Annotated in this window: 23 protein-coding genes; 14 read left to right on the top strand and 9 right to left on the bottom strand. The window is 43.5% G+C overall.

Translation table 11 applies throughout. From position 1 onward, the window contains the following. Positions 1-92: 92 nt before the first annotated feature. The 3 genes from tgt to Q0L00_RS06100 are packed head-to-tail and all read left to right on the top strand — an operon-like array spanning position 93 to position 3,212. Positions 93-1,223: a tRNA guanosine(34) transglycosylase Tgt gene (tgt, locus tag Q0L00_RS06110; protein ID WP_297335979.1), complete on the top strand. Its 1,131-nt coding sequence runs from the start codon at positions 93-95 to the stop codon at positions 1,221-1,223. Between the two features lie 3 nt (positions 1,224-1,226). Continuing rightward, positions 1,227-2,300, top strand: a complete 1,074-nt coding sequence (locus Q0L00_RS06105; protein ID WP_297335978.1) for an LptF/LptG family permease — start codon at positions 1,227-1,229, stop codon at positions 2,298-2,300. Next, entirely contained in the window at positions 2,301-3,212 is a 912-nt protein-coding gene (locus Q0L00_RS06100) for a DMT family transporter (RefSeq protein WP_297335977.1), read from the top strand. A 229-nt stretch (positions 3,213-3,441) separates the two neighbouring features. Here Q0L00_RS06100 and ispE read toward each other — a convergent pair whose 3' ends face one another. Next, the gene (gene ispE / locus Q0L00_RS06095; protein ID WP_297335976.1) at positions 3,442-4,248 is read right to left on the bottom strand and encodes a 4-(cytidine 5'-diphospho)-2-C-methyl-D-erythritol kinase; all 807 of its coding nucleotides are present in this window, start codon (positions 4,246-4,248) and stop codon (positions 3,442-3,444) included. Positions 4,249-4,770: 522 nt separating this feature from the next. Between ispE and ilvD the strand changes: the two genes are divergently transcribed. The 9 genes from ilvD to leuB all read left to right on the top strand — a co-directional run bounded on the left by ilvD (position 4,771) and on the right by leuB (position 16,005). Next, positions 4,771-6,450 (top strand): dihydroxy-acid dehydratase, encoded by a 1,680-nt coding sequence (ilvD, locus tag Q0L00_RS06090; protein ID WP_297335975.1) that lies wholly within the window; start codon positions 4,771-4,773, stop codon positions 6,448-6,450. Positions 6,451-6,454: 4 nt separating this feature from the next. Further along, on the top strand, positions 6,455-8,149 hold the full coding sequence (gene ilvB, locus Q0L00_RS06085; protein ID WP_297335974.1) for a biosynthetic-type acetolactate synthase large subunit: 1,695 nt from the start codon (positions 6,455-6,457) through the stop codon (positions 8,147-8,149). 9 nt (positions 8,150-8,158) lie between these two features. After that, the gene (gene ilvN, locus Q0L00_RS06080) at positions 8,159-8,659 is read left to right on the top strand and encodes an acetolactate synthase small subunit (protein WP_297335973.1); all 501 of its coding nucleotides are present in this window, start codon (positions 8,159-8,161) and stop codon (positions 8,657-8,659) included. Between the two features lie 41 nt (positions 8,660-8,700). Beyond that, positions 8,701-9,744 carry a ketol-acid reductoisomerase gene (ilvC, locus tag Q0L00_RS06075; protein WP_297335972.1) on the top strand — a complete coding sequence of 348 codons (1,044 nt, stop codon included), beginning with the start codon at positions 8,701-8,703 and terminating at the stop codon, positions 9,742-9,744. A gap of 21 nt (positions 9,745-9,765) precedes the next feature. Beyond that, positions 9,766-11,274 (top strand): 2-isopropylmalate synthase, encoded by a 1,509-nt coding sequence (locus Q0L00_RS06070; RefSeq protein ID WP_297335971.1) that lies wholly within the window; start codon positions 9,766-9,768, stop codon positions 11,272-11,274. A 5-nt stretch (positions 11,275-11,279) separates the two neighbouring features. Further along, the gene (leuC, locus tag Q0L00_RS06065) at positions 11,280-12,686 is read left to right on the top strand and encodes a 3-isopropylmalate dehydratase large subunit (protein ID WP_297335970.1); all 1,407 of its coding nucleotides are present in this window, start codon (positions 11,280-11,282) and stop codon (positions 12,684-12,686) included. 97 nt (positions 12,687-12,783) lie between these two features. Then, a complete protein-coding gene (gene leuD, locus Q0L00_RS06060; RefSeq protein WP_297335969.1) occupies positions 12,784-13,374 on the top strand; it encodes a 3-isopropylmalate dehydratase small subunit in 591 nt (196 codons plus the stop codon). 8 nt (positions 13,375-13,382) lie between these two features. Beyond that, positions 13,383-14,969, top strand: coding sequence for an alpha-isopropylmalate synthase regulatory domain-containing protein (locus Q0L00_RS06055; protein ID WP_297335968.1), 1,587 nt, complete (start codon positions 13,383-13,385; stop codon positions 14,967-14,969). Then, complete coding sequence (gene leuB, locus Q0L00_RS06050; protein WP_297335967.1) at positions 14,938-16,005, top strand: 3-isopropylmalate dehydrogenase; 1,068 nt, start codon at positions 14,938-14,940, stop codon at positions 16,003-16,005. The genes Q0L00_RS06055 and leuB overlap by 32 nt, the downstream gene beginning before the upstream one ends. Positions 16,006-16,157: 152 nt before the next feature. On the opposite strand, the gene Q0L00_RS06045 is transcribed toward leuB, so the two are convergent. Together Q0L00_RS06045 and Q0L00_RS06040 are read right to left on the bottom strand one after the other, a co-directional pair. Next, positions 16,158-17,003: an IS3 family transposase gene (locus Q0L00_RS06045; protein ID WP_297336029.1), complete on the bottom strand. Its 846-nt coding sequence runs from the start codon at positions 17,001-17,003 to the stop codon at positions 16,158-16,160. A 405-nt stretch (positions 17,004-17,408) separates the two neighbouring features. Further along, positions 17,409-17,981: a hypothetical protein gene (locus Q0L00_RS06040; RefSeq protein ID WP_297335966.1), complete on the bottom strand. Its 573-nt coding sequence runs from the start codon at positions 17,979-17,981 to the stop codon at positions 17,409-17,411. Positions 17,982-18,061: 80 nt separating this feature from the next. On the opposite strand from Q0L00_RS06040, the gene truA reads away from it, so the two are divergent. Next, on the top strand, positions 18,062-18,841 hold the full coding sequence (gene truA, locus Q0L00_RS06035; RefSeq protein WP_297335965.1) for a tRNA pseudouridine(38-40) synthase TruA: 780 nt from the start codon (positions 18,062-18,064) through the stop codon (positions 18,839-18,841). Positions 18,842-18,926: 85 nt separating this feature from the next. Further along, on the top strand, positions 18,927-20,240 hold the full coding sequence (rimO, locus tag Q0L00_RS06030) for a 30S ribosomal protein S12 methylthiotransferase RimO (RefSeq protein ID WP_297335964.1): 1,314 nt from the start codon (positions 18,927-18,929) through the stop codon (positions 20,238-20,240). Positions 20,241-20,332: 92 nt separating this feature from the next. Here rimO and Q0L00_RS06025 read toward each other — a convergent pair whose 3' ends face one another. The 6 genes from Q0L00_RS06025 to ftsY form a co-directional block, all read right to left on the bottom strand. After that, positions 20,333-20,746 (bottom strand): hypothetical protein, encoded by a 414-nt coding sequence (locus tag Q0L00_RS06025; RefSeq protein WP_297335963.1) that lies wholly within the window; start codon positions 20,744-20,746, stop codon positions 20,333-20,335. 46 nt (positions 20,747-20,792) lie between these two features. Further along, positions 20,793-20,954 carry an Arc family DNA-binding protein gene (locus tag Q0L00_RS06020; RefSeq protein WP_297335962.1) on the bottom strand — a complete coding sequence of 54 codons (162 nt, stop codon included), beginning with the start codon at positions 20,952-20,954 and terminating at the stop codon, positions 20,793-20,795. Continuing rightward, positions 20,944-21,438: a hypothetical protein gene (locus tag Q0L00_RS06015; RefSeq protein ID WP_297335961.1), complete on the bottom strand. Its 495-nt coding sequence runs from the start codon at positions 21,436-21,438 to the stop codon at positions 20,944-20,946. Before Q0L00_RS06015 ends, Q0L00_RS06020 begins: the two co-directional genes overlap by 11 nt. After that, positions 21,439-21,921 carry a hypothetical protein gene (locus tag Q0L00_RS06010; protein ID WP_297335960.1) on the bottom strand — a complete coding sequence of 161 codons (483 nt, stop codon included), beginning with the start codon at positions 21,919-21,921 and terminating at the stop codon, positions 21,439-21,441. It abuts the gene before it with no gap. A 4-nt stretch (positions 21,922-21,925) separates the two neighbouring features. Further along, positions 21,926-22,774 carry an SPFH domain-containing protein gene (locus Q0L00_RS06005; RefSeq protein ID WP_297335959.1) on the bottom strand — a complete coding sequence of 283 codons (849 nt, stop codon included), beginning with the start codon at positions 22,772-22,774 and terminating at the stop codon, positions 21,926-21,928. 119 nt (positions 22,775-22,893) lie between these two features. Continuing rightward, on the bottom strand, positions 22,894-23,850 hold the full coding sequence (gene ftsY, locus Q0L00_RS06000; protein WP_297335958.1) for a signal recognition particle-docking protein FtsY: 957 nt from the start codon (positions 23,848-23,850) through the stop codon (positions 22,894-22,896). Positions 23,851-23,902 lie beyond the last annotated feature (52 nt).

The raw sequence follows: 23,902 nt of genomic DNA, 5'->3' as shown, positions 1-23,902 counted from the left end.
TCAATTTCAGCATTCGTTTAAGAATAAGTGGATATTTTTGTGAGCCTAAACCAGGAGGTGAAAAAAGTATTAATTCTCCTTAAAATAAGTAAATGAAGTTTCGATTAGAAAAATCCGACAACCCATCAAAGGCCCGCGCTGGAAAACTGGAGACCGATCACGGGACGATTCAAACCCCGATATTTATGCCCGTGGGCACAGCGGGTACGGTAAAGGCGGTCCATCAGCGGGAACTTAAGGAGGATATTCAAGCTCAGATAATTCTGGGAAATACCTATCACCTTTATCTTCGCCCTGGATTGGATATTCTGGAAAAAGCAGGCGGACTTCACCAATTCAATGGTTGGGATCGGCCAATTTTGACCGATTCAGGGGGCTATCAGGTTTTTTCACTGGCCGGAACCCGTAAGATCAAAGAAGAAGGCGTGACTTTCAAATCCCATATCGACGGGTCTAAACATCATTTTACCCCCGAAAATGTGATGGATATTCAGCGCACCATCGGAGCGGATATTATCATGGCCTTTGACGAGTGCACACCTTACCCTTGTGAATACGGCTATGCGCGAAATTCCATGGAAATGACCCATCGCTGGTTGAAACGATGCATGGATCGATTTGATGCTACAGAAGGGAAATACGGCTACACTCAGACGCTTTTTCCAATAGTCCAGGGTTCTGTGTATAAGGATCTGCGCAAGCAAAGTGCCGAGTTTATCGCTGAGCAAGGAAGAGAAGGAAATGCCATCGGTGGACTTTCTGTTGGCGAACCGGCAGAAATGATGTATGAAATGACTGAGTTGGTCACAGAGATTTTGCCTGCGGATAAACCCCGATACCTGATGGGAGTGGGTACTCCAGCCAATATTTTGGAATGCATCGCCCTGGGGGTGGATATGTTTGATTGCGTGATGCCTACTCGAAATGCCCGAAATGGCATGTTGTTTACTTCCGAAGGAATCATCAATATCCGAAATGAAAAGTGGAAGGATGATTTTAATCCCATCGATCCGGTGATTGGGAATTATGCGAGCAGTTTCTATTCCAAGGCTTATTTGCGTCATTTAACGATTTCTAAGGAAATTTTGGCTGCGCAAATCGCCAGTATTCATAACTTGTCTTTTTATTTATGGCTGGTAGGACAAGCCAGAGAACATATCCTAGCTGGTGATTTTGCCGTTTGGAAAGATCAAATGGTCAAAAAAGTAAGCACACGACTTTAACCAATGAAACTACTCGATAAGCTGATTATAAGGGATTTTTTGAAGACCTACTTCTTTGTGGTCTTGATGCTTATTTTGGTGGTTTTGGTGCTGGATTTTACCGAGAAAAATGATGTCTATATTCAAAACCAAGTTCCCTCGGCTGAAATCCTCCGTTATATGGGAAATTATGGTTTGTATTTGAATAACTTACTGACCCCGATCACAGTTTTTATTTCCGTCATATTCATTACCTCCAAAATGGCTGGGCGAACAGAAATTATTGCCATTCTCAGCAGTGGAGTGAGTTTTGTTCGTTTGCTTCGTCCTTTTTTAATGGGAGCGGCTCTGATTGGTGCGGTAAGTTTTTATTTGAATGGCTGGGTTTTGCCTGCAGCCACAGAGGGGGTGACGGTATTTCGATTGGTGTATTTGGATAAAGGAGCACCTAACACCGAGCAGAATATTCACATCAAAGTGGGAGAAAATAGTTATGCCTACCTAAATCGTTTTTATAAAACCAGTAACTCTGGGTTTACTTTCACCTTGGAAACCATTAAAGATGGTAAACTTTTGGCCAAACTTTCAGCGGATCGTATCGAGTGGGATACCGCAAAAAATTCTTGGACACTACGAAATTGGCGACTCCGCGAACTCAAGGATCGAAAGGAAGTATGGACGGTTGGGGAGGCTAAAGATACCGTATTATCAATCGTTCCCGAGGATTTTGGGGTTCCGGAAAAACACCATGAAACGCTCAAACTTCCCCAGCTCAGTCGACAGATCAAAACGTTGGAAGCAAGGGGGGCGGATAATGTGGAGTTTTATAAAATCGAACGATATGTTCGGTTCATGTCGCCCTTTGCCGCCTTGATTTTGACTTTCATCGGGGTGATTATGTCTGCTCGGAAAACTCGGGGAGGATCGGGATTTCAAATTGCCATGGGTTTTTTGATGGCCTTTGTTTACATTTTGCTATTCATTCTTTCACGGACTTTCGCTGAGAATGGCTCCGAATACCCCATCTTTTCAGTTTGGCTTCCCAACATAGTGTTTGGGTTGTTGGGATTGATTTTATACAAAACGGTACCCCGATAAATGCAGACTAGTTTCAAGGATTATTTACTACTCCATCTCATCGTTTTGATTTGGGGATTCACTGCGATTTTGGGTGTTTTGATTTCTCTTCCAGCCTTGGAACTGGTTTTTTATCGAACGCTGATAGCTTCAGTGGGAGTAGCGCTACTCTTCGTATGGAAAAGAAAGAATATCCTGATCCCAACCCAAGAAATGTGGAAAGTGCTGGGGACAGGGATTTTGATTGCCTTACACTGGATTTTGTTTTTTTGGTCTGCTCGCATGGCGACCGTTTCGGTTTGTTTGGCTGGAATGGCGACAACTTCACTTTGGACGGCTTTCGTGGAGCCTTTTTTCAACAGGACCAAAATCAAATGGTACGAGGTGGCTCTTGGAATCATGGTGATCTCAGGATTGGTGGTCATTTTCAACTTCGAAACCGGGTATTGGCTGGGCTTGGCGATGGCTTTGGCATCAGCTTTTTTGGCGGCCTGCTTTTCGGTGATTAATGGGAGACTGACCCAAAAGCACGATCCCTATCAGATTACCTTTTATGAGATGACTGGAGCTAGTATGTTTATTTTGGCATTTATGCCAATCTATGCGGCGTATTTGACCGATGGGAAAGGGATCCAATGGGCTTGGCAAGGCTTTGACTGGTTTTGGCTGTTGATTTTGGGAGGGGTTTGTACGGTTTATGCCTTTTCGGTTTCGGTAGACTTGATGAAGCGATTGACCGTATTTTCCATCAATTTGACCATTAATCTGGAGCCGGTTTACGGAATAGTCTTGGCGGTATTGATTTTTGGAGAACGTGAAAAAATGACTTCGGAATTTTATCTGGGAACCTTGATCATTTTGATTTCAGTCCTGACCTATCCAGTGCTGAATTATTGGAATAAGCGGAGAAAGGCCGTGCGGACTTTGGGATAGATTTTAATCCTCATTTTCGCAATCGAGGAGCTGCTGATAGTATTCCCTCAACCTCCATTCTGCAAGGATATGAATATCAGGGTCGGATTTTGCTTTTTTGAATGATCGGACATAGGCTCTTTTCTTCCGCCATCGCTTAAATAGGTTTATTGACCAAAACTTGCAAATTGAGAAATATGGAGTTCGGAAGTTAGTGAAAGTAATGTCGTTAAAATCTATCCAATGAATTTCATAATTCTTTTTCAAAGAGGAAATATTCTGCGGAAAAATCATTTAAAGTTGGCTTCTTCTCAAACAACCCAAACACACTCGAACCGGATCCGGACATCGCAGCGTAGTACGCGCCGGCCTCGTAAAATTGATGTTTGATTTGGGCGATTTGAGGATGATTTTTGAAAATGCTCTCCTCGAAATCATTTACTAGATCCGTTTTCCATCGACTTCGGTCGGCGAGTACTTCTTCCAATTTGACTTTGGGTTGGGCAGGAGTAACCCCGGCATAGGCTTCTTTGGTGCCAATGTGAATTCCGGGATTGATCAGTACCAAATAGCTTCCATTGAGGGAGAGGTCAATGGGTTCTAGGATTTCCCCTCGTCCCCTAGCGATCTTTGGGGTGTTTTCGATGAAAAACGGACAATCGCTTCCGAGTTGGGCTGCATACTCTTCCAGAAAAAAATCATCCAAATGTAGGTCAAAAAGATTGTTCATCAGCTTCAACGCAAAGGCTCCATCGGCAGAGCCGCCACCCAAACCGGCTCCCATGGGAATGTGTTTGTGTAAATGGATTTTTAAGTTTGGTAAGCCCTGAAAATCCTTTCGGAGAAGTTTTTCTGCCTTTAAGATCAAATTGTCTTTTGCTTCTCCGGGAATTGGTAATCCGGTACTATCCCAGCCTCCTTTTTTATCCAGAATCATCTCCAATGCATCCAAGAGCGGAATGGGAACCATGCAAGTTTCAATTTCATGGTATCCGTCTTTTCGTTTGCCGGTGATGTGAAGTCCAAGGTTAATTTTGGCGTTTGGGAAAGTGATCATGGAAGTAAATTTTAACAAAAATAGAATAAATTTAACAGGTAAAACTTGAGGATTTTAATTGAAAATTTTATAAAGAAAGTTCAAAATATTAGGGCTTTGATTTCGTTTCGGATTTTTCATTATGAAAAAGGGAATAAAAATTGAAAAAAATTGAAAAAACAGAAATTCGAAATAATATTTTGAAAAATGGTTAAATCCTGAATTCAATTTTTTGAAAAAGGGTAAATCGGCTATATTTTAAGACTATTATTTTGAAAAAAATCATTTTACTTTTACTTAAATTTTGTCTGCTGAACAGAAAGGCGAATTAAATATTGTAAGTGTGGTTTTTCGGGTTTAAGTTTGAAAAATAAATGAACGCAACTTATTCGCTCAACCTAAATCCTATGAACCCAGTAGTCTTTTTGCTAAGCTTGATTATTCTCATTGAAAATTAATGTGAGGCACTAGACTATTTATTCTGATAAAATAAAATCCTAAGTGCCTCAGTTAGTTGAGGCACTTTTTTTATACCCATAACCTATGAATCTAAAGAAATACAGTTGGGAAATTTCTGATAACCCTGAGCATCCGGCAGGTAAGGCCATGCTTTATGCCACCGGATTGAGTGACAAAAAAATGAAGCAGCCATTTGTGGGCATTGCGAGCTGTGGTTATGAAAGTAATCCCTGCAATATGCACCTTAATGATTTTGCGGCATTGATTAAAGAATCATCTCAAGAGCAAGAGCTCACAGGATTGGTTTTTAATACAATAGGGATTTCTGATGGCACTTCGATGGGCACACTCGGAATGCGCTATTCCTTGGTCTCGAGAGAAATTATAGCAGACTCCATTGAGTCATTCATTTTAGGACATTCATTTGATGCATGTGTGGCGGTAGCCGGATGCGATAAAAATATGCCCGGGGCGGTCATGGGAATGCTTCGCATTGACCGACCTTCGATTATGGTTTACGGCGGTACGATTGCCTCGGGCAATTACAAAGGCGAGAAGCTCAATATTGTCTCCGCTTTTGAGGCTTTTGGTAAAAAAATCCAAGGTACCATTTCAGAAGCCGATTACGACGGAGTCATCCGAAATGCCTGTCCAGGAGCAGGAGCCTGTGGAGGCATGTACACCGCAAATACCATGTCTTCTGCTATTGAAGCCATGGGTATGTCTGTTCCTTATTCTGCATCAAACCCAGCAAACTCCCCTGAGAAAATCCAGGAATGCAAGGATATTAATAAGTACATCAAAGTTTTACTCGAAAAGGACCTCAAGCCAAGTGATATTGTTACCCGGAAAAGCATTGAAAATGCGGTTCGTGTGGCCATAGCGCTAGGAGGTAGTACTAATGCTGTTTTGCATATTCTTGCGATAGCCCGGACTGCGGGAATAAATTTTTCTTTGGAAGATTTTAAGGAATTAAATGCCAAAACCCCAATGATTGGGGATTTTAAACCTTCGGGTAACTATTTGATGGAGGATTTGCATGAGCAGGGTGGTTTGCCTGCTTTTATGAAATATTTTTTGGAAAAGGGCTTTTTACACGGGGACTGCATGACGGTGACCGGAAAGACTCTGGCCGAAAACTTAGAACATATCACACCGATAGTTCCTTCTAAAGTCAATGTGATTCATCCTGTAGAGTCACCAATAAAAGAGACCGGACATTTATGCATTCTGAATGGAAACTTGGCTCCGGAAGGTGCGGTGGCCAAAATCACCGGAAAAGAGGGTCGTCTATTCACTGGACCAGCTAAGGTGTTTGATTCGGAAAAGGAAGCCAACGATGCCATCCGGGACCATAGCGTAAAAGCAGGAGATGTGGTTGTGATCCGCAATGTTGGGCCAAAAGGTGCTCCCGGAATGCCCGAAATGCTTAAGCCAACCTCTATGATTATTGGAGCAGGATTGGGTGCGGATGTGGCTTTGATAACTGATGGACGGTTTTCAGGAGGTACTCATGGCTTTGTGGTAGGACATGTGACCCCTGAGGCTTGGAGTGGCGGACCGATTGGGTTGATTCAAGATGGAGATGAAATCACCATTGATACCAATGCTCAATCGCTGTCGGTGAACGTCAGTGAGGAAGAGTTTACCAAGCGCAAAAAATCCTGGACCCCAAAAGCGATTTCAGGACTACAGGGGACCTTGAAAAAATACAATAAATTAGTTTCTACCGCATCTGAAGGTTGTGTGACCGATAAATTTTAATGCTATGAAGGATTCAATGATCAGAGGAGCAGATATTGTTGTTCGTTCGCTTATAGCCGAGCAAGCTGAAATAATTTTTGGGTACCCGGGAGGCGCCATCATGCCGGTGTATGATGCCCTGTATGATTACCATGAGCAGATCAAACATGTGCTGACTCGCCATGAGCAAGGAGCTATTCATGCGGCCCAAGGCTATGCCCGCGTCTCCGGGAAAGTAGGGGTTTGTTTGGCTACCTCCGGTCCCGGAGCCACAAATTTAATTACTGGCCTGGCGGATGCACAGATTGATAGCACACCTTTAGTTTGCATAACCGGTCAAGTAGCGGCCCATTTGCTTGGGACAGACGCTTTTCAAGAAACAGATGTAGTAGGTATTTCTATGCCTGGTACCAAATGGAATATTCAAGTACGTTGCGTTGAGGATATTGCACCTGCCATTGCCAAAGGATTTTATATTGCCCGATCAGGAAGACCTGGGCCTGTTTTGATCGATATTACCAAAAATGCACAAGTTGATTTTGGTGAATTTAATTATGTGCCATGCTTGGGGTTCAGGTCCTATAAAACCCATCAAATTATCGATCAATCCGTGATATCCCAAGCTGCCAAATTGATTAATGAGGCTGAACGGCCCTATGTGCTTTTTGGACAGGGGGTTACTTTAGGGAAAGCTGAAACGGAATTGAAGTTTTTCTTAGATAAATCCGGTATCCCCGCCGCTTGCACCCTTTTGGGGTCCGGAGCACTATCAGAGGATCATCCAAATTTTGTGGGTAAGCTGGGAATGCATGGAAATTATGCACCGAATCTGCTGACTAACCAATGCGATGTCTTGATTGCTGTTGGTATGCGCTTCGATGACCGAGTAACAGGTGACCTGAAGCGATATGCAAAACAGGCAAAAGTGATCCATCTCGAACTGGATGCAGCCGAAATCAATAAAAATGTTAAAGCAGCTGTAGCTATTCACGGGGATTGTAAAGAAAGCCTCAGTATGCTGACCGAAGCCATTGAGTCAAAATCACATGCTCCATGGCTGGGGAAATTCCGGGAACTCGAGAAAATGGAAAAAGAAGCGGTCATGCAGCATGACATTACCCCTACCAAAACAGGATTGACCATGGGTGAAGTCATCAATCAGATCAATCAATACAAAGCCGATGATGCCGTTTTAGTGACTGATGTGGGGCAGCATCAGATGATCGCTTGGCGATATTTTAACTATAAGAAAACAAGAACCCAGGTTACTTCGGGTGGCTTAGGGACGATGGGCTTTGCTTTACCGGCCGCTTTGGGTGCCCAGCTTTACGATTATTCACGTCAGGTAATTTGTGTGGTAGGAGATGGGGGCATTCAAATGACCATTCAAGAATTGGGAACGATCATGCAGACGAAAGCTCCAGTGAAAATTGTGCTCTTGAATAACAATTTCCTTGGCATGGTGCGTCAGTGGCAGCAGATGTTTTTTGACAGACGCTATTCCTTTACCGAATTGGACAATCCTGACTTTATTAAAATTGCAGAGGCCTATCATATCAAATCTCAAAAAGTAACCGAAAGATCAGGACTTACAGAGGCGATTGAGGATATGCTAATTCACGATGGGCCTTTCTTTTTAGAAGTGGTCGTAGAAAAAGAGGATAATGTATTTCCTATGATCGCTACGGGTTGCTCCGTGGAGGAGGTTCGACTTTCTTAAAATCAACTTATGAAACGCTATACCATTTTCGTCATTACCGAAAACTTTATCGGAATCCTCAATCGGATCACGATTATTTTCACCAGGCGAGGGATCAATATTGATGCTTTGACCGCTTCAGAAAGTAGGTTGGAGGGTATTCATCGGATCACCATTGAAGTAACCGCAAGTGAAGACACAGTCATTCAACTGGTTAATCAAATCGAAAAGATCATTGATGTAATTAAGGCCTTTTATCATGAAGATGATGCGGTGGTGTATCAGGAAATAGCCCTGTATAAGATTCCCGTGGCAAGGCTTGAGTCAGGACTGGAGAAAATCATCCGACAGCACAATGCCAAGGTGATTGCCGCAGAACCAGATTTTGTGGTTTTGGAACTTACTGGCCATAAAGAACAAACACAGGAATTGTTGGAAATTCTAAAAGGCTACGGCTTACTGGAATTTGCTCGGTCTGGTCGCGTGGCAGTAGCTAAACGAATGCTGACTATAGATTCCCTTCTGAAATAAAATTTAAAAAACAAACTCATAAATCTATTAATCCGAAAATCATGAAATTAAAATTCGGCAACGTTGAAGAAAATGTGGTAACCCGAGAGGAGTTTCCGCTGGAAAAAGCCAAAGAAGTATTGAAAGATGAAGTAATTGCAGTCCTAGGTTATGGTGTGCAGGGACCTGGACAAGCATTAAACCTGAAAGACAATGGTTTTAATGTCATCGTTGGACAGCGAAAAGGATCCAAAACATGGGATAAAGCTGTTGCAGACGGTTGGGTGCCAGGAGAGACTTTATTTGAACTTGAGGAAGCTTGCGAGCGAGGGACAATTTTGCAATTTTTGCTTTCAGATGCGGGTCAGATTGCACTTTGGCCTACGGTTAAAAAACACCTGACGCCCGGAAAAGCCTTGTATTTCTCCCATGGATTCGGAGTGACCTACAAGGATAAAACAGGAATTGTGCCTCCTGCCGATGTGGATGTGATTTTGGTTGCCCCAAAAGGTTCGGGGACCTCTTTGAGAAGAATGTTTGTCGAAGGAAGAGGATTGAATTCTTCCTATGCCATTTATCAGGATGCCACAGGCAAAGCCAAAGACCGGGTAGTGGCTTTGGGGATCGGAGTAGGATCAGGCTATCTTTTTGAAACAGATTTTTATCGGGAAGTGACCTCTGATTTGACTGGAGAGCGAGGAACGCTGATGGGAGCGATTCAGGGGATTTTTGCTGCCCAATATGAAGTATTGAGAGCCAATGGACATACGCCTTCGGAGGCGTTCAACGAAACGGTGGAAGAACTGACTCAATCCTTGATGCCATTGGTAGCAGAGAATGGTATGGACTGGATGTATGCCAACTGCTCTACTACTGCTCAACGTGGGGCATTGGATTGGTGGAAGCCTTTCCGTGATGCAACCAAGCCGGTATTTGAAGAACTGTACGAGTCTGTGAAAACGGGTAAAGAAGCTCAAAAATCCATTGATTCCAATTCGAAGTCTGATTATAGAGTGAAGCTTGAAGCTGAATTGAAAGAATTAAGAGACTCTGAGATGTGGCAGGCTGGAGCTGTTGTCCGTCAATTGAGACCAGAAAATAATTAATAACCCAAAACCCCAAATAAGATGAGTGACAAGCTGTGGATATTTGATACGACACTCCGAGATGGAGAGCAGGTGCCGGGATGTCAACTGAACACCCAAGAAAAAATCATTGTGGCCAAAGCCCTGGAGGATCTGGGCGTAGATATCATTGAGGCGGGTTTTCCTATTTCCAGTCCTGGTGATTTCAATTCGGTGGTAGAGATTTCGAAGGCGGTTTCAAACCCCATTATCTGTGCACTCTCTCGGGCAGTCGAAAAGGATATCGAAGTAGCGGCACAAGCACTCAAATTTGCAAAAAAAGGACGTATTCATACCGGAATTGGGGTTTCTCCATATCATATTCAATTCAAACTTCGCTCTACTCCTGAAGAAATTATCCGAAGGGGAGTAGCAGCGGTCAAGTTCGCCAAGCAATTTGTCGAGGATGTGGAGTTTTATGCCGAAGACGCTGGCCGCTCTGAGCCTGATTTCTTATGCAAAATCATTGAAGAAGTCATCAAAGCCGGAGCGACTGTGGTGAATATTCCGGATACGACGGGCTATTGTCTTCCTGAGCAGTATGGGGGGATTATCGCTGATCTAAAAAACCGAGTGTCCAATATTGATAAAGCGATTATCGCAACTCATTGTCACAACGACCTAGGAATGGCGACTGCCAATACCGTAGCCGGTGTGCAGCATGGGGCCCGGCAGGTGGAAGTAACGATTAACGGAATCGGTGAACGGGCGGGAAATACCTCCATGGAGGAAGTGGTTATGGCGATCAAATGCCATAAATCTATTCCTGTTCATACTTCGATAGATACCCCAAAAATCTATAAAACGAGCCGTTTGGTATCCAAACTGATGAATATGCCGGTGCAGCCCAATAAAGCCATAGTGGGTAGAAATGCTTTTGCGCATTCTTCTGGAATCCATCAAGATGGGGTGCTGAAGCATCGAGAAAACTATGAAATTATCGATCCCAAGGAAGTAGGGGTAGAGGAGTCTTCCATCGTTTTGACCGCCAGATCAGGCAGAGCTGCATTGAAACATCATTTGGATGCTTTGGGCGTAGAATTGGAAGGGGAAGAGCTTCGCAAAGTATATGAGGAGTTTCTGCTATTGGCCGACTCCAAGCGTGATATCGGTCGAAAAGACCTTTTGGAATTGGTTGGAAAATACCTGGATGAGTCGAATTTTATTGAACTTGAAAAAGTGACATACTCTTCAAACGGTGAAATAAATGCAACCGTTCAGCTAAAAATTGGAGACCAAAGTCTTGAAGCCACTCAAACTGGTGTGGGGCCAGTGGATGCGGTGTTAAAGGCAATTGAAACCTTGGTTCAGCCTCAAGTTGATTTGGAGGAATTTCTAATTCAGGCCATGACGCACGGATCAAATGACGTAGCCAAAGTTCACATGCGCGTCATTAAATCAGACAAACCCTACTATGGGTTTGCTTCCCATGAGGATATCGTCTTGGCATCAGCGTTTGCTTTTGTAGATGCATTAAACAAAATACCGGTCAAGGAATACGCGACTGCATAATTACTATGGAAAAGAAAACATTATTTGATAAAGTTTGGGAGGCACACGTGGTTAAATCGGTTCCCCAAGGTCCAGACGTGTTCTTCATCGATAAGCATTTTATTCATGAGGTAACTTCCCCTGTTGCTTTCCTAAACCTGGAAAAAAGAGGCATTGGAGTTAAATACCCAGAACGGACCATTGCCACTCCAGACCACAACGTTCCAACAGTGGAACAAGATCAAACGATTAAGGATAAACTTTCTCGAATGCAAGTCGAGCGGCTTCGGGAAAATTGTAAAAAATACGGAATCGAACTTCATGATTTGGGTTCGGCTCATCATGGAATTGTCCATGTAATCGGACCGGAACTCGGAGTCACTCAACCTGGGATGACTATTGTTTGTGGAGATTCTCATACCTCTACGCATGGAGCTTTCGGAGCGATTGCTTTTGGAATTGGTACATCCGAAGTTGAAATGGTTTTAGCCACCCAGTGCATCATGCAGTCTAAACCCAAAAAGATGCGGATTTCTGTAGAGGGAGAATTGGGCCCTGGAGTCACTTCTAAGGACATCATCCTTTACATCATTTCGAAAATATCAGCAGCTGGAGCTACGGGATATTTTGTGGAATATGCGGGGTCTGCCATCAGAAATCTTTCCATGGAAGCCCGGATGACCATTTGTAACATGTCCATTGAAATGGGGGCTCGTGGAGGATTAATCGCGCCGGATGAAACCACCTATAATTACCTGAAAGGCAAACGATATTCTCCAAAAGGGGAAGCTTGGGGTCAAGCTGTAGCTTACTGGAATTCGCTTCAGACCGATGAGGGTGCAGTCTTTGACAAGGAATACGCCTTTGATGCTGCAGATATCGAGCCCATGATCACTTACGGAACCAATCCAGGTATGGGGATCAAAGTAAAAGGCACTATTCCCAGTTTGGATGGAATGGAAGGTTCCAATAAAAAATCTTACCTCAAATCGCTGGATTACATGGGTTTTCAGCCAGGAGAAGCAGTCAAAGGGAAATTGGTGGACTATGTATTCGTAGGTTCCTGTACCAATGGGAGAATCGAGGATATCCGATCGGTAGCCCAATTTGTCAAAGGTCGAAAGAAAGCCGATAATATCACGGCTTGGATAGTACCGGGATCCAGAGAAGTGGAAAAAATGGCACATGAAGAAGGCTTGGTGAAAATTCTCGAAGAAGCAGGATTTGAACTCAGGCAGCCCGGATGTTCAGCTTGTCTGGCCATGAATGATGATAAAATTCCTGCAGGGAAATATGCGGTTTCGACCTCCAACAGGAATTTTGAAGGCCGTCAAGGTCCCGGTGCCCGAACGATGCTTGCCTCGCCACTGACCGTAGCGGCAGTTGCTGTCACCGGTCGAATTACTGATCCAAGAGAAGTGTTTAATAATTAAAAAGTTAGAAGGTGAAGATCCGAAAAGAGGAAAGGTGTCCCATCTTTTCATGCCTTAAAGTTCTACCTGCTTCTCACGTTTTAAAATCGAAAAAATAATGGCTTACGATAAATTTACAATACTAAAAAGTACCGCAGTCCCACTCCCAGCGGAGAATGTGGATACCGATCAAATCATCCCTGCACGCTTTTTAAAAGCGACGGAGCGAGAAGGTTTTGGGGATAATTTATTCCGTGACTGGAGATACGATGTAGCAGGCAATCCCAAAAAGGATTTTGTGCTCAATGACCCCACTTATTCCGGTAAAATCTTGGTGGCAGGCAAAAACTTTGGTTCAGGTTCCAGTCGGGAGCATGCCGTCTGGGCGATTTATGACTACGGTTTTCGATGCGTGGTTTCCAGCTTTTTTGCCGATATCTTTAAAAACAACTGTCTCAACATCGGGGTACTTCCGGTGACCGTTTCTGCGGATTTCGCTGAGAAGTTATTCGAGGCAATTGAGCAGAACCCCAATGTCGAAATCGAAGTGAACCTTCCCGAACAGAAAATCACACTCCTTTCCACGGGAGATTCGGAGTCTTTTGACATCAATGAGTACAAAAAGGACAATATGCAAAACGGGTTTGACGATATCGATTATTTGTTAAACATGTCAGCTGAAATTGACGCTTTTGAAGCGTCCAAATAAGATTGAAAATGGAGGCGAATAGGAAAATAGAAATTATGGACACCACACTGAGGGATGGGGAGCAGACCTCGGGGGTTTCCTTTTTGCCTTCGGAAAAGCTTCAAATCGCCAAACTCCTGTTAGAGGAGCTCAAAGTGGATCGGATTGAAGTGGCTTCGGCCCGAGTGTCTGAGGGAGAAATGGAAGGGGTCCAAAAAATCACCCAATGGGCCGCCCAAAAGGGCTACTTGGATCGAGTGGAGGTGTTGGGATTTGTTGATACTCCGGCTTCGGTAAAATGGATTTTGAAAGCCGGAGCCTCAGTAATGAATTTATTGACCAAAGGCTCACTCAATCACCTGACCCATCAACTTAAAAAAACACCTGGTCAGCATTTTGAGGATATTCGACGGAGTATTGGCTACGCGCAGGACAATGGAGTGTCGGTGAATGTGTATCTAGAAGATTGGTCCAATGGGATGCGGAACTCCGAAGATTATACCCTCAGTCTCATTGAATTTCTCAGCATTCAGCCCATTAAGCGAATCATGCTTCCGGATACCTTGGGGCTTTTGTCTCCAAATGAGGTGAGGACCTTCTTTGATGAATTAGTGGAAAAATTTCCTACTGTTCATTTTGACTTTCATGCACATAATGATTACGACCTTTCGGTTGCCAATGTGATGGAAGCAGTTCTTCATGGGGCTTCTGGGATCCATACCACGGTCAATGGTCTGGGTGAACGTGCTGGAAACGCTCCTTTGGAGTCCGTGATTGCGGTTATTAAGGATTTTACAGACTTGGAGATCAGCGTGCAAGAGCAGAAGATTTTCCGTGTTTCCAAGCTGGTTGAGCAGTTTTCCGGACATCATATCCCTGCTAACAAGCCCGTGGTAGGCGAAAATGTCTTTACGCAAACTGCCGGTATCCATGCGGACGGGGATAACAAAAAGAATCTCTATTTCAATGACTTGCTTCCTGAGCGCTTTGGGCGTCAACGGAAGTACGCGCTGGGTAAAACCTCAGGTAAGGCCAATATTTTGAAGAATTTGGAGGAATTGGGGATTTCTTTGGAAAAGGATGAACTTACCAAAGTCACTCAACGAATCATCGAATTGGGTGATAAAAAGGAGCGAGTTACGACGGAGGATTTGCCCTATATTATTTCTGATGTCCTACAAAATAACTCGATTACTAAAAATATCAGTATCGAAGGCTACCATATGACGCATTCAAAGGGATTGAAGCCAACCGTGCAGCTTCGAATGAACATTCATGGGAAGTTTTTTGATGCAAGTGCCACTGGAGACGGGCAGTACGATTCCTTTATGCGTGCATTGAAGAAGATCTATAAATCAATCGGGAAAGAGCTGCCTAGGTTGACCGATTATCATGTTTCCATTCCCCCTGGAGGAAAGACAGATGCCTTTGTGGAAACGGTGATCACATGGGAATTTGGGAAACTATTTAAAACAAAGGGCCTTGACGCCGATCAAACCATCGCAGCCATGAAGGCTACAGAAAAGATGCTCAATATCATCGAAACAATTAATTACAACCCAGAAAAAGAAGAATCCACCTATTATGGAAATGAATATCGCGTTATTGCCGGGTGACGGCATTGGTCCTGAGGTAATTGCTCAGGCAGTCAAAGTGGTGAAGGCTGTAGGCCAGAAATTTGGTCATCAAATTACTTTTAAAGAAGGCTTGGTAGGTGCCTGTGCCATCGATGCTACCGGGGACCCGTATCCGGATGCTACCCATGAAATTTGTGCGGCCTCAGATGCTGTCCTTTTCGGAGCAATCGGAGATCCGAAATATGACAATGATCCGAAAGCGAAAGTAAGACCTGAGCAAGGTCTTCTTCGAATGAGACAAAAACTCGGGCTTTTTGCCAATGTGCGGCCGACCTTTACTTTTCCTTCCTTGGTTCATAAGTCTCCACTGAAACTCGATCGTGTGGATGGAGTGGATTTTGTCTTCTTTAGAGAATTGACTGGCGGGGTGTATTTTGGCGAACCTAGAGGTCGAAATGAGCAAGGTACTAAGGCTTTTGATACTAACGTGTACAGCAAAGAAGAGATCGTGAGATTAGCGAGAATGGGTTTCGAAGCCGCACAAAAAAGAAGAAAGCTTTTGACTTGTGTAGACAAAGCCAATGTTATGGCCACGTCCAGATTGTGGAGGGAAACTGTACAGGAGTTGGCTTCTGACTACCCGGATGTGAAAGTAGAATACGAATTTGTGGATGCGGTAGCGATGCGACTGATTCAATGGCCTAAAGCTTATGATGTTTTGATCACAGAGAATCTTTTTGGAGATATATTAACCGATGAGGCATCGGTGATTTCCGGTTCCATGGGCTTGATGCCCTCTGCTTCTTTGGGCTCGAATGTGAAGCTTTTCGAACCAATTCACGGTTCCTATCCGCAGGCTGCGGGAAAAGATATCGCCAATCCCTTGGCAACTGTACTCTCTGCAGCAATGATGTTTGAGTATGCATTTGACCTAAAAGAAGAAGCTAACCTAATTTCCGATATCGTCAACCTCTCATTAACCGAAGGAATAGTAACCGAAGATATTGCCGAAGGTGGTAAGGCCTACAAAACCTCCGAAGTGGGAGACTGGTTGGCTTCAAAAATATTGGGATAATCTAATCCCATGACTAGTGAGCATCCCCCAATTGTTAGGACAGAATTCATTTGACTTCAAGTATACAGAGGCCGGTTGAGTTTTCCATATTTCCACACCTGAAAATCCCTTTTTAGATTTTCAGAAGAGTGTGGGAATGTGGTAAACTCGTTTCACGGCACCTGCTCAACCAAGGAATATGCTTCTGCAGGAATTTGGTTGTCCAGACTGCCGTGCCTTCTACGGTGATTGTAATAATCCATGTATTCTGCCAGCTGTGCATAGAGATCCAATCCGTCCTGTGGTGGGTTGAGATAGATCTTTTCGTACTTGACGGTTCGCCAGAACCGTTCGATAAACACATTGTCTATAGCTCTTCCTTTGCCGTCCATACTTAAGCGGATTCCATGGGAGAATACGGATTGAGTAAAGACCTCTGAGGTAAATTGACTTCCCTGATCGGTATTGATGATCTCGGGACAGCCATACTGACTGATAGCCTCTTGGAGTACTTCTTTGCACCATGCGGCGTCCATGCTGTTGGAGATCGACCAGCCGACGATATATCGGCTGTACAGATCAATACTCGCTGTCAAGTACATAAAGCCTTTCTTCATCGGAATATAGGTGATGTCGATAGCCCATACCTGGTTGGGACGGGTAATTTCCAGATTCCGCAGCAGGTAAGAATATACTTTGTGCGCCTTATGCCGTCGCGAAGTATGCCTGCCGGGCATGACGGCCTGCAATCCCATGCAGCGGTAGTACAGGCGCTCCACCCGGTTTTTACTGACCTTGTATCCTTTGTCCCTGGTCAGCCAAGTATGCATGCCTGGGGCACCCTTGAAGGGATGATGGAGATAATGTTCGTCCATCAGCCTCATGAGTTCCAGATTCAGTTCCGACTCCGGCTTGGGTTGGTAATAAATCCCAGAACGGTGGATATTGAGAATGTTGCATTGAGTCTTTAGACTCAGTTCGGTATGACCCTTGCGTATCATGCTGCGTCGTTTTGCCAGAGATTCTAGCGCAAGGCGTCTTTTAAAAAATCAACCTCAACTTAAAGCTTGCCAATGGTTTTGAGCAATTGGTCTTTCTCTTCATCGGCCGGATCTTTCTTGTTATTGCCGCCCTTTTCAAAGACCTCTTCGGTGCCGTTGAGGAACTCACGTTTCCAGTTGCTGAGCTGCTGGGGTGCCAGTTCATATTTCTAAGCAAGCTCGGCTAGTGAGGAGCGCTCTTTCAACAGTTCCAAAACCACCTTGGTCTTGAACTTCGATGTAAATTTTCTTCGTGTGGTCATCACAGTAAATTTAAAGGTTAATTTTTAACGTAATTTACTGGCCTAACAATTGGGGGATGCTCATTTTTGAATTTTAGCTTTTTATGAGTGTTAAGCAGATTAACAGTTGAATCTATCTCTTTCAATCTCTCGCCGGATTGATCATGATATGCGCCCGGTGCGTGCCCGGATCCATGATCCAGGGTAATCCCGGACTGGCGGGCTTTAGGGGAAGTCCAGTACTTTCCGCTGTGGCCCAGGGGATATACACGACAGAACGGGTGTAGGTGTTTTTGGCCTCACCTGTTTCCCAGTTTACATCGCTATGTTCTGCAGTAAGTGCATGTAGGGTAGCCCCTTGATCAGGGAGTTGGAGTTTGCTCGCTTTGGATTCAGCTTCCCGGATATCAAATATTTCTTGGGCATTTTTCCCTTCTTTTCGAAGTGCCCATCCCCGCTCCATAAAAGGCTGGGCGCTGATGTGATAGCAGGAAACGCTCAAGCCTTCTCTGCTAGGATCATCTCCTAAGCAAACGGTTTGATTGCTGCCTTTTCGAAGTAAAGTGCCATCAAATCCATAAACAGTTGCATCGGCTCGCTGATCTTCAGGAGCAGCAAGAGTTGCTAACTTGATTTGGGTTTCTTTGGACGTTGTGGATTGCGCAAAGACTGAAAATCCACTAAAAACGAGGAATAGAAACAAAATTGCTTTCATAGCTGTATTTTTGGGTTTTCTTAAATGTACAGAACTGCTTTCAAGCATCAAACTCATCCGAACTATTAATCCTCATCATTTTGCAAAGTAAACCCTTCTCTTACCTCTTTACTATCAGTTATTTTGGAGCCCGATTTAAGGGGTGGGCTGTTCAAAAAGGCCAGCCTACAATTCAGGGGAAACTGGAGCGGGTTTTTCGATTTGTATTGGGGAATGACGATTTTACGATTCTTGGTGGGAGTAGGACGGACTCGGGAGTAAGTTGTCGGGAAGGATATTTTCAGTTTTTTTCCAAAGAGGAAATTAACTGGGAGAATTATCTTGACCGGCTCAACCAAAATTTAGGAGGGGAAATAAAATTGCTTGGGGTTATGGCGACAGAGCGTTCGTTTAATTTGATCGCAGGAATGAAATCAAAAACTTACCGCTATTTTTTTTCGGATTCAAATCTTCATCCCTTTGCCACAGCCTTTGTCGCTGAAGTTTCTGAGGGTAAATTAGATTTGTCCAAAATGAATGCCGCTGCCCAATTCTTTGAAGGGAAACATGATTTCCGGGCTTTTTGCACGCTTTCCGAATCGAAGTCTGACTATCAGCGAAAAATCACTCATTGCCAAATTTCAAAATCTGATCAATTTTCTGGGGAGTTTTTTTCAAGGGAAATCTGGATGATGGAAATCAAAGGAGAAGGTTTTCTCCATCATCAAGTACGGAAAATCATGCGAGCGATTTGGTACGTGGGTTTAGGAAATTGGACTTTAGCCGAAATAAGTGAACGGTTAAAAGTTCCGGAAAAAAACTGGGAGAAAATACCCCCTGCGCCGGCTAATGGTCTTTTTCTTTGGAATACAGAGCTCTAAAATTTTTGAAGAGTAGATTAGACATCTTTCCGCACTTTGCAAGGCTTTTTCCCTACCTTTGCAAACTCAAAATCGAGGAATAGCAGTGAAAGCGAGAACATTAAAGAAAGACAAAGTCAATATCATCACCATGGGTTGCTCCAAAAACCTGGTGGATTCAGAAGTCCTATTGACACAGCTCAAAGGAAACGGAATCAATGCCAGTCATGAGTCCAATTCAGAGGAGCATAATATCATTATCATCAATACCTGTGGATTTATTGACAATGCCAAACAGGAGTCCATTGATACGATTTTACAATACGTCGATGCCAAAGAACAGGGATTGGTCGATAAAGTCTATGTAACGGGATGTCTTTCGCAACGCTATAAGGATGACTTGGAAAAGGAAATTCCTCAGGTGGATGCCTTTTTCGGAACACGGGATTTGCCGGCGATTTTGAAAAAATTCAAGGCTGATTATAAGCATGAATTGGTAGGTGAGCGATTACTGACTCATTCGGCACATTATGCCTACATGAAAATCTCGGAAGGTTGTGATCGGCCTTGCTCTTTTTGCGCGATTCCACTGATGCGTGGTGGCCACGTTTCCCGACCGATTGAAGAGTTGGTCAAAGAAGCACAACACAAAGCCGCTCAAGGAACAAAAGAGTTGCTGTTGATCGCCCAAGATTCGACTTATTATGGGCTGGATTTATACAAAAAGCGTAATCTGGCGGAGTTACTTCGCAAGCTATCTGATGTGGAAGGAATTGACTGGATTCGCCTTCATTATGCCTATCCAACGGGCTTTCCTTTGGATGTGATCGAGGTGATGAAGGAACGAGATAATATTTGCAAGTATTTGGATATTCCCCTGCAGCATGGATCAACTGATGTCTTAAAGGCCATGCGTAGAGGGACAACCCGTGAGAAGCAGGAGGAACTGATTAATAAAATCCGGGAAATGATCCCGGAGATTGCCATTCGTACAACATTGATCGCAGGACACCCAGGAGAAGGAGAGAAGGAATTTCAGGAAATGGTGGACTTTGTGGAGCGGATGAAATTTGAGCGATTAGGGGTTTTTACCTATTCTCATGAGGAAAATACCCATGCATTTGGGATGGAGGATAAACTCTCCCAGGAAGAAAAGCAACGCCGTGCCAATCACTTAATGGAGGTACAGGAACAGATCAGCTACGACCTCAATCAAGAGAAAGTAGGCAAGACGTTTAAAGTATTGATTGATAAAAAAGAAGGTGGCTATTTCGTGGGCCGCAGCGAATTTGACTCAGTGGAAGTGGATAATGAAGTCTTGATTGATGCTTCGAAGACCTATTGCCGAGTAGGAGATTTTGTTCAAGCTAAAGTTTATGAAGCTTCAGAGTTTGATCTCTATGCTTCAGTAGTGGAGTGAAGTCATTTGAATCCTATTTCTTCAGTTGATAAAAAAAGGTTGTTTCCGCTAAAGAAACAACCTTTTTTCTTGAATTCTGTCAAATATCTGGGTTAAAGCGTGGGGGCCATTGGGTCAAGTTCAGCCATGTCTTCTTTATAGTCCTCTATGGACTCACTGAGTTTTTCTATTTGCTTTTCCAGCTTTTCTATTTTTTTATCCTGGTTGTCAATCTTTTTGTTGATTTTATCGATGTCATTGGGTGAGAGTTTTCCCGCAGAATTATCTTTCTCATAGTTGTCTTGGATTTTTTCTTTCTTTTCGTTTTCCTTGACGAGTTTCTCTTGGCTTTTCAAAAGTTTTAATTCCGCCTTTTTGACTTTCTTTTCCAGTTTAAGTGCTTTTTTCTCCTCCTTGGTCATTTCACTTTCGATGATGACTTCTTGAGCTATAGCTTCGGAAATAGGGTTGAAAAGATAGACTCCGATGGCAATTAGTGCAATTTTAAGAATTTTTGAATAAGTCATGATGATAAAGTTTAGTAGTAATATAACATGATTTTATAAAAATAGTTCATTCTTTATTCTTAGGTAAGCGGCCAGATTTTTTCAGAGCTTCGCGAACGATCCATTCCAGCTGCCCATTGGTACTGCGAAATTCATCAGCTGCCCATTTTTCGACCGCTTTCATCATTTCTTCATTGAGACGAAGTGCAAATGGTTTCTTAGCTGGCATGATGGGTTTGCTTTGCTTTCTTGAATGGATTGATAGCTAGTTGGGCCTCATGGGGTTGTTTTGTTCCTAAGAGGAATTTCTCCTTTTTGGTAATGACTAAAATCCCAGTATTTCCACCCACTGTGTAAGCCCAGTGATCAAAATTGTAAGGGATTCCCCATCCTCCAATATTCCAAAGGGGAGTAAATCTAATCAGTTCAAGGGACTGAATCTCTTCCAAAAGATAGGTTTTGTTTCCGATCAGGGGATAAAGTCGAAAGGAGAGACGGTGGGAGTCGATTCTTGTTTCCAGTTTCAGGGTTGAAAAAAGTAGAATGACCAGCCCAAGAATCAAAAGGAGAATCGACAGGTAAAGGATGGGTTCGCTTTTTAGTCCAGAAGAAAATATTCCGATTAAGTTCACTGCTGTTGTCCCAATTAGGATTATCCAAATCCAGAATTGTCGGAATCGCTGGGCTTCGGTGAAGATATAATTAGCCATCATTTATGAGTTTTCGGTGTTCCATTGGGTAATCATTTTTTGGAACTCTTCTGGTTTTCGGGTGGTAAACTCCAATGTTTTTTTCTGGGTGACCACTCGAATAAGGTGATTTGCGAAATAGATGTATCCTGTCTTTTTCCTCCCAAATCGAATTCCATACCCTCCATGGTCCAGAATTCCGTCTTTCTTTTCCACTTGAATGGATGTGATTTCTTCGGGATTTAGTTTTCTCCAGCTAGCCACAAAAGGTGGATTCCTATAGGAAAAGCTATAGCGGTCCATTCTTGTTTCCAGTTTTAGGCTAGCTATCAAAAGGAAAGTTCCTCCGATGACTGCAATCATGATTAGAAGGGGAATCCAACCATCATCACCGAGTTGGTCGAGGTAATAAAAGGTCGAAATCAAAACTAAGCCCGGCAATTCCAACAGAATCACCAGGTACATGAGCCAGGTACCTCGAAAGCTTTGAGTTTCTGTGACGACCACTACTTTACTGATTTAGCGTTCCTACATTCAATACTGGACTAGCCGCCCGGTCTGAACAAAGCACTACCATCAGGTTACTGACCATGGCGGCTTTCTTCTCCTCGTCGAAGTCTACAATCCCCTTGAGTTTTAAATCCTCTAAAGCCATATCGACCATCCCTACTGCACCATCTACAATTTTACGTCGGGCAGCAACGATTGCTGTGGCCTGCTGACGCTGAAGCATGGCTGAGGCAATTTCCGAAGCATAGGCTAAATGCGAAATTCTGGCTTCAATTACTTTAATGCCGGCATGCTCCAGCCGCTCAGAAATCTCCAATTCCAGGGAGTGATTGACTTCTTCCACTCCAGATCGTAAAGTGATTTCTGCATCTTCTGCCTCAAAATCATCATAAGGATATTTTCCAGCCATTTTTCGCACCGCAGCGTCTGATTGCAGATGGATAAAGTTTTCGTAATCCTCCACATCAAAGGTGGCCTTAAAGGTGTCTTCTACCTGCCAAACGACAATAGTCCCCACCATGACTGGGTTTCCTATTTTATCATTGACCTTGAGCGGTTTATTTTCAAAGTTCCGGACTCGAAGTGAAATCTTTTGTTTGGTCATAAACGGATTGACCCAGAAGAAACCGTTGGCTTTGACCGTTCCTTTGTAGGCGCCAAAAAGGATTAAAACCATAGCTTTGTTGGGCTGAAGCGTAAAAAATCCCGGTAATATCAGGATAAGAGCAATAGCTGCAATTACTCCTAGGATGAGAAGATCATTGATAAAGCTTAATGCAATGGTGGGAATAAGGGCCAACTCCAACAGAAGGAGCAGGTAGCCTGATGCGGGTTTGATGATTTTTTCCATTTCAATATGATATTAAATTGATATTATATTGAATTACGATAAAAGATTTCATTTGTTCAAATTTTGTAAAAAAAAAGTCCTGAATTTCTTCAGGACTTCGAATGATTAGTTGGTTAAAATCACTTTTTGGTAAATAATGAATCGACAAATTCTTTTCGATTAAATAGTTGTAGATCGGTCATTTTCTCTCCTACACCGATGTATTTGACCGGGATTTTTAACTGATCAGAAATGCCGATGACTACTCCGCCTTTGGCCGTGCCATCTAGTTTGGTGATGGCAAGCGAGGTAATTTCAGTGACTTTGGTAAATTCTTTGGCTTGGATAAAAGCGTTTTGACCGGTAGAACCGTCAAGGACCAAAAGGATCTCATGTGGAGCATCGGGGATAAACTTCTGCATGACGCGTTTGATTTTGCTGAGCTCGTTCATCAAGTTCACTTTGGTGTGCAGCCTGCCCGCAGTATCCACGATCACTACATCTGCTTTTTGATCCACGGCTTGCTTTACCGCATCAAAAGCCACAGAAGCTGGGTCAGTGTTCATTCCATGGGATACTACGGGGACTCCAACTCTATTCCCCCACAGAATTAACTGGTCTACAGCTGCTGCACGAAAGGTATCTGCTGCACCAAGGACTACTTTTTTTCCGGCATTTTTGAAAAGGTTGGCAAGCTTTCCGATGGTGGTTGTCTTTCCTACTCCATTCACTCCAACTACCATGATGACGTAGGGCTTTTTGTCCTCTGGAATATCAAAATCCAAAAAATCTTGAGTATTGTTTTCCTCAAGGAGGGCAACAATCTCTTCTTTTAATATCCGGTCAAGTTCATCAGTAGAAAGGTACTTGTCTCGGGCTACCCGCTCTTCGATCCGCTGAATGACCTTGATGGTGGTATCTACCCCCACATCGGAAGTGATGAGTATTTCTTCCAGTTCATCCAAAACCTCTTCATCCACTTTGGACTTGCCGACGACAGCTTTCCCAAGTTTTGAAAAGATATTTTCACTGGATTTTTGAAGTCCCTGATCTAGACTTTCTTTTTTGTCTTTTGAGAAGAAACCAAAGATTCCCATACTGAAATGATTGAGTTGAAAGTGGAATATAATGAAAAAGTCCCTGCTGACC

It is taken from the genome of Algoriphagus sp. (genome assembly GCF_024305035.1).
In the GTDB taxonomy this organism is placed as follows: Bacteria; Bacteroidota; Bacteroidia; order Cytophagales; family Cyclobacteriaceae; genus Algoriphagus.
The sequence above is the reverse complement of the archived record's forward strand: the minus strand, read 5'-3'. Positions and strand labels throughout refer to the sequence as shown.

Excerpts from the sequence above, each read along its gene's own strand:
- Q0L00_RS06055 (WP_297335968.1), top strand. The coding sequence starts at position 13,383 with ATGGAGGCGAATAGGAAAATAGAAATTATGGACACCACACTGAGGGAT.
- ispE (WP_297335976.1), bottom strand. The coding sequence starts at position 4,248 with ATGATCACTTTCCCAAACGCCAAAATTAACCTTGGACTTCACATCACC.
- Q0L00_RS06015 (WP_297335961.1), bottom strand. The coding sequence starts at position 21,438 with ATGATGGCTAATTATATCTTCACCGAAGCCCAGCGATTCCGACAATTC.
- Q0L00_RS06100 (WP_297335977.1), top strand. The coding sequence starts at position 2,301 with ATGCAGACTAGTTTCAAGGATTATTTACTACTCCATCTCATCGTTTTG.
- leuC (WP_297335970.1), top strand. The coding sequence starts at position 11,280 with ATGGAAAAGAAAACATTATTTGATAAAGTTTGGGAGGCACACGTGGTT.
- Q0L00_RS06105 (WP_297335978.1), top strand. The coding sequence starts at position 1,227 with ATGAAACTACTCGATAAGCTGATTATAAGGGATTTTTTGAAGACCTAC.
- ftsY (WP_297335958.1), bottom strand. The coding sequence starts at position 23,850 with ATGGGAATCTTTGGTTTCTTCTCAAAAGACAAAAAAGAAAGTCTAGAT.
- Q0L00_RS06040 (WP_297335966.1), bottom strand. The coding sequence starts at position 17,981 with ATGAAAGCAATTTTGTTTCTATTCCTCGTTTTTAGTGGATTTTCAGTC.
- leuB (WP_297335967.1), top strand. The coding sequence starts at position 14,938 with ATGGAAATGAATATCGCGTTATTGCCGGGTGACGGCATTGGTCCTGAG.
- ilvN (WP_297335973.1), top strand. The coding sequence starts at position 8,159 with ATGAAACGCTATACCATTTTCGTCATTACCGAAAACTTTATCGGAATC.
- ilvD (WP_297335975.1), top strand. The coding sequence starts at position 4,771 with ATGAATCTAAAGAAATACAGTTGGGAAATTTCTGATAACCCTGAGCAT.
- Q0L00_RS06070 (WP_297335971.1), top strand. The coding sequence starts at position 9,766 with ATGAGTGACAAGCTGTGGATATTTGATACGACACTCCGAGATGGAGAG.
- Q0L00_RS06020 (WP_297335962.1), bottom strand. The coding sequence starts at position 20,954 with ATGCCAGCTAAGAAACCATTTGCACTTCGTCTCAATGAAGAAATGATG.
- tgt (WP_297335979.1), top strand. The coding sequence starts at position 93 with ATGAAGTTTCGATTAGAAAAATCCGACAACCCATCAAAGGCCCGCGCT.
- Q0L00_RS06005 (WP_297335959.1), bottom strand. The coding sequence starts at position 22,774 with ATGGAAAAAATCATCAAACCCGCATCAGGCTACCTGCTCCTTCTGTTG.
- ilvC (WP_297335972.1), top strand. The coding sequence starts at position 8,701 with ATGAAATTAAAATTCGGCAACGTTGAAGAAAATGTGGTAACCCGAGAG.
- ilvB (WP_297335974.1), top strand. The coding sequence starts at position 6,455 with ATGAAGGATTCAATGATCAGAGGAGCAGATATTGTTGTTCGTTCGCTT.
- leuD (WP_297335969.1), top strand. The coding sequence starts at position 12,784 with ATGGCTTACGATAAATTTACAATACTAAAAAGTACCGCAGTCCCACTC.
- Q0L00_RS06025 (WP_297335963.1), bottom strand. The coding sequence starts at position 20,746 with ATGACTTATTCAAAAATTCTTAAAATTGCACTAATTGCCATCGGAGTC.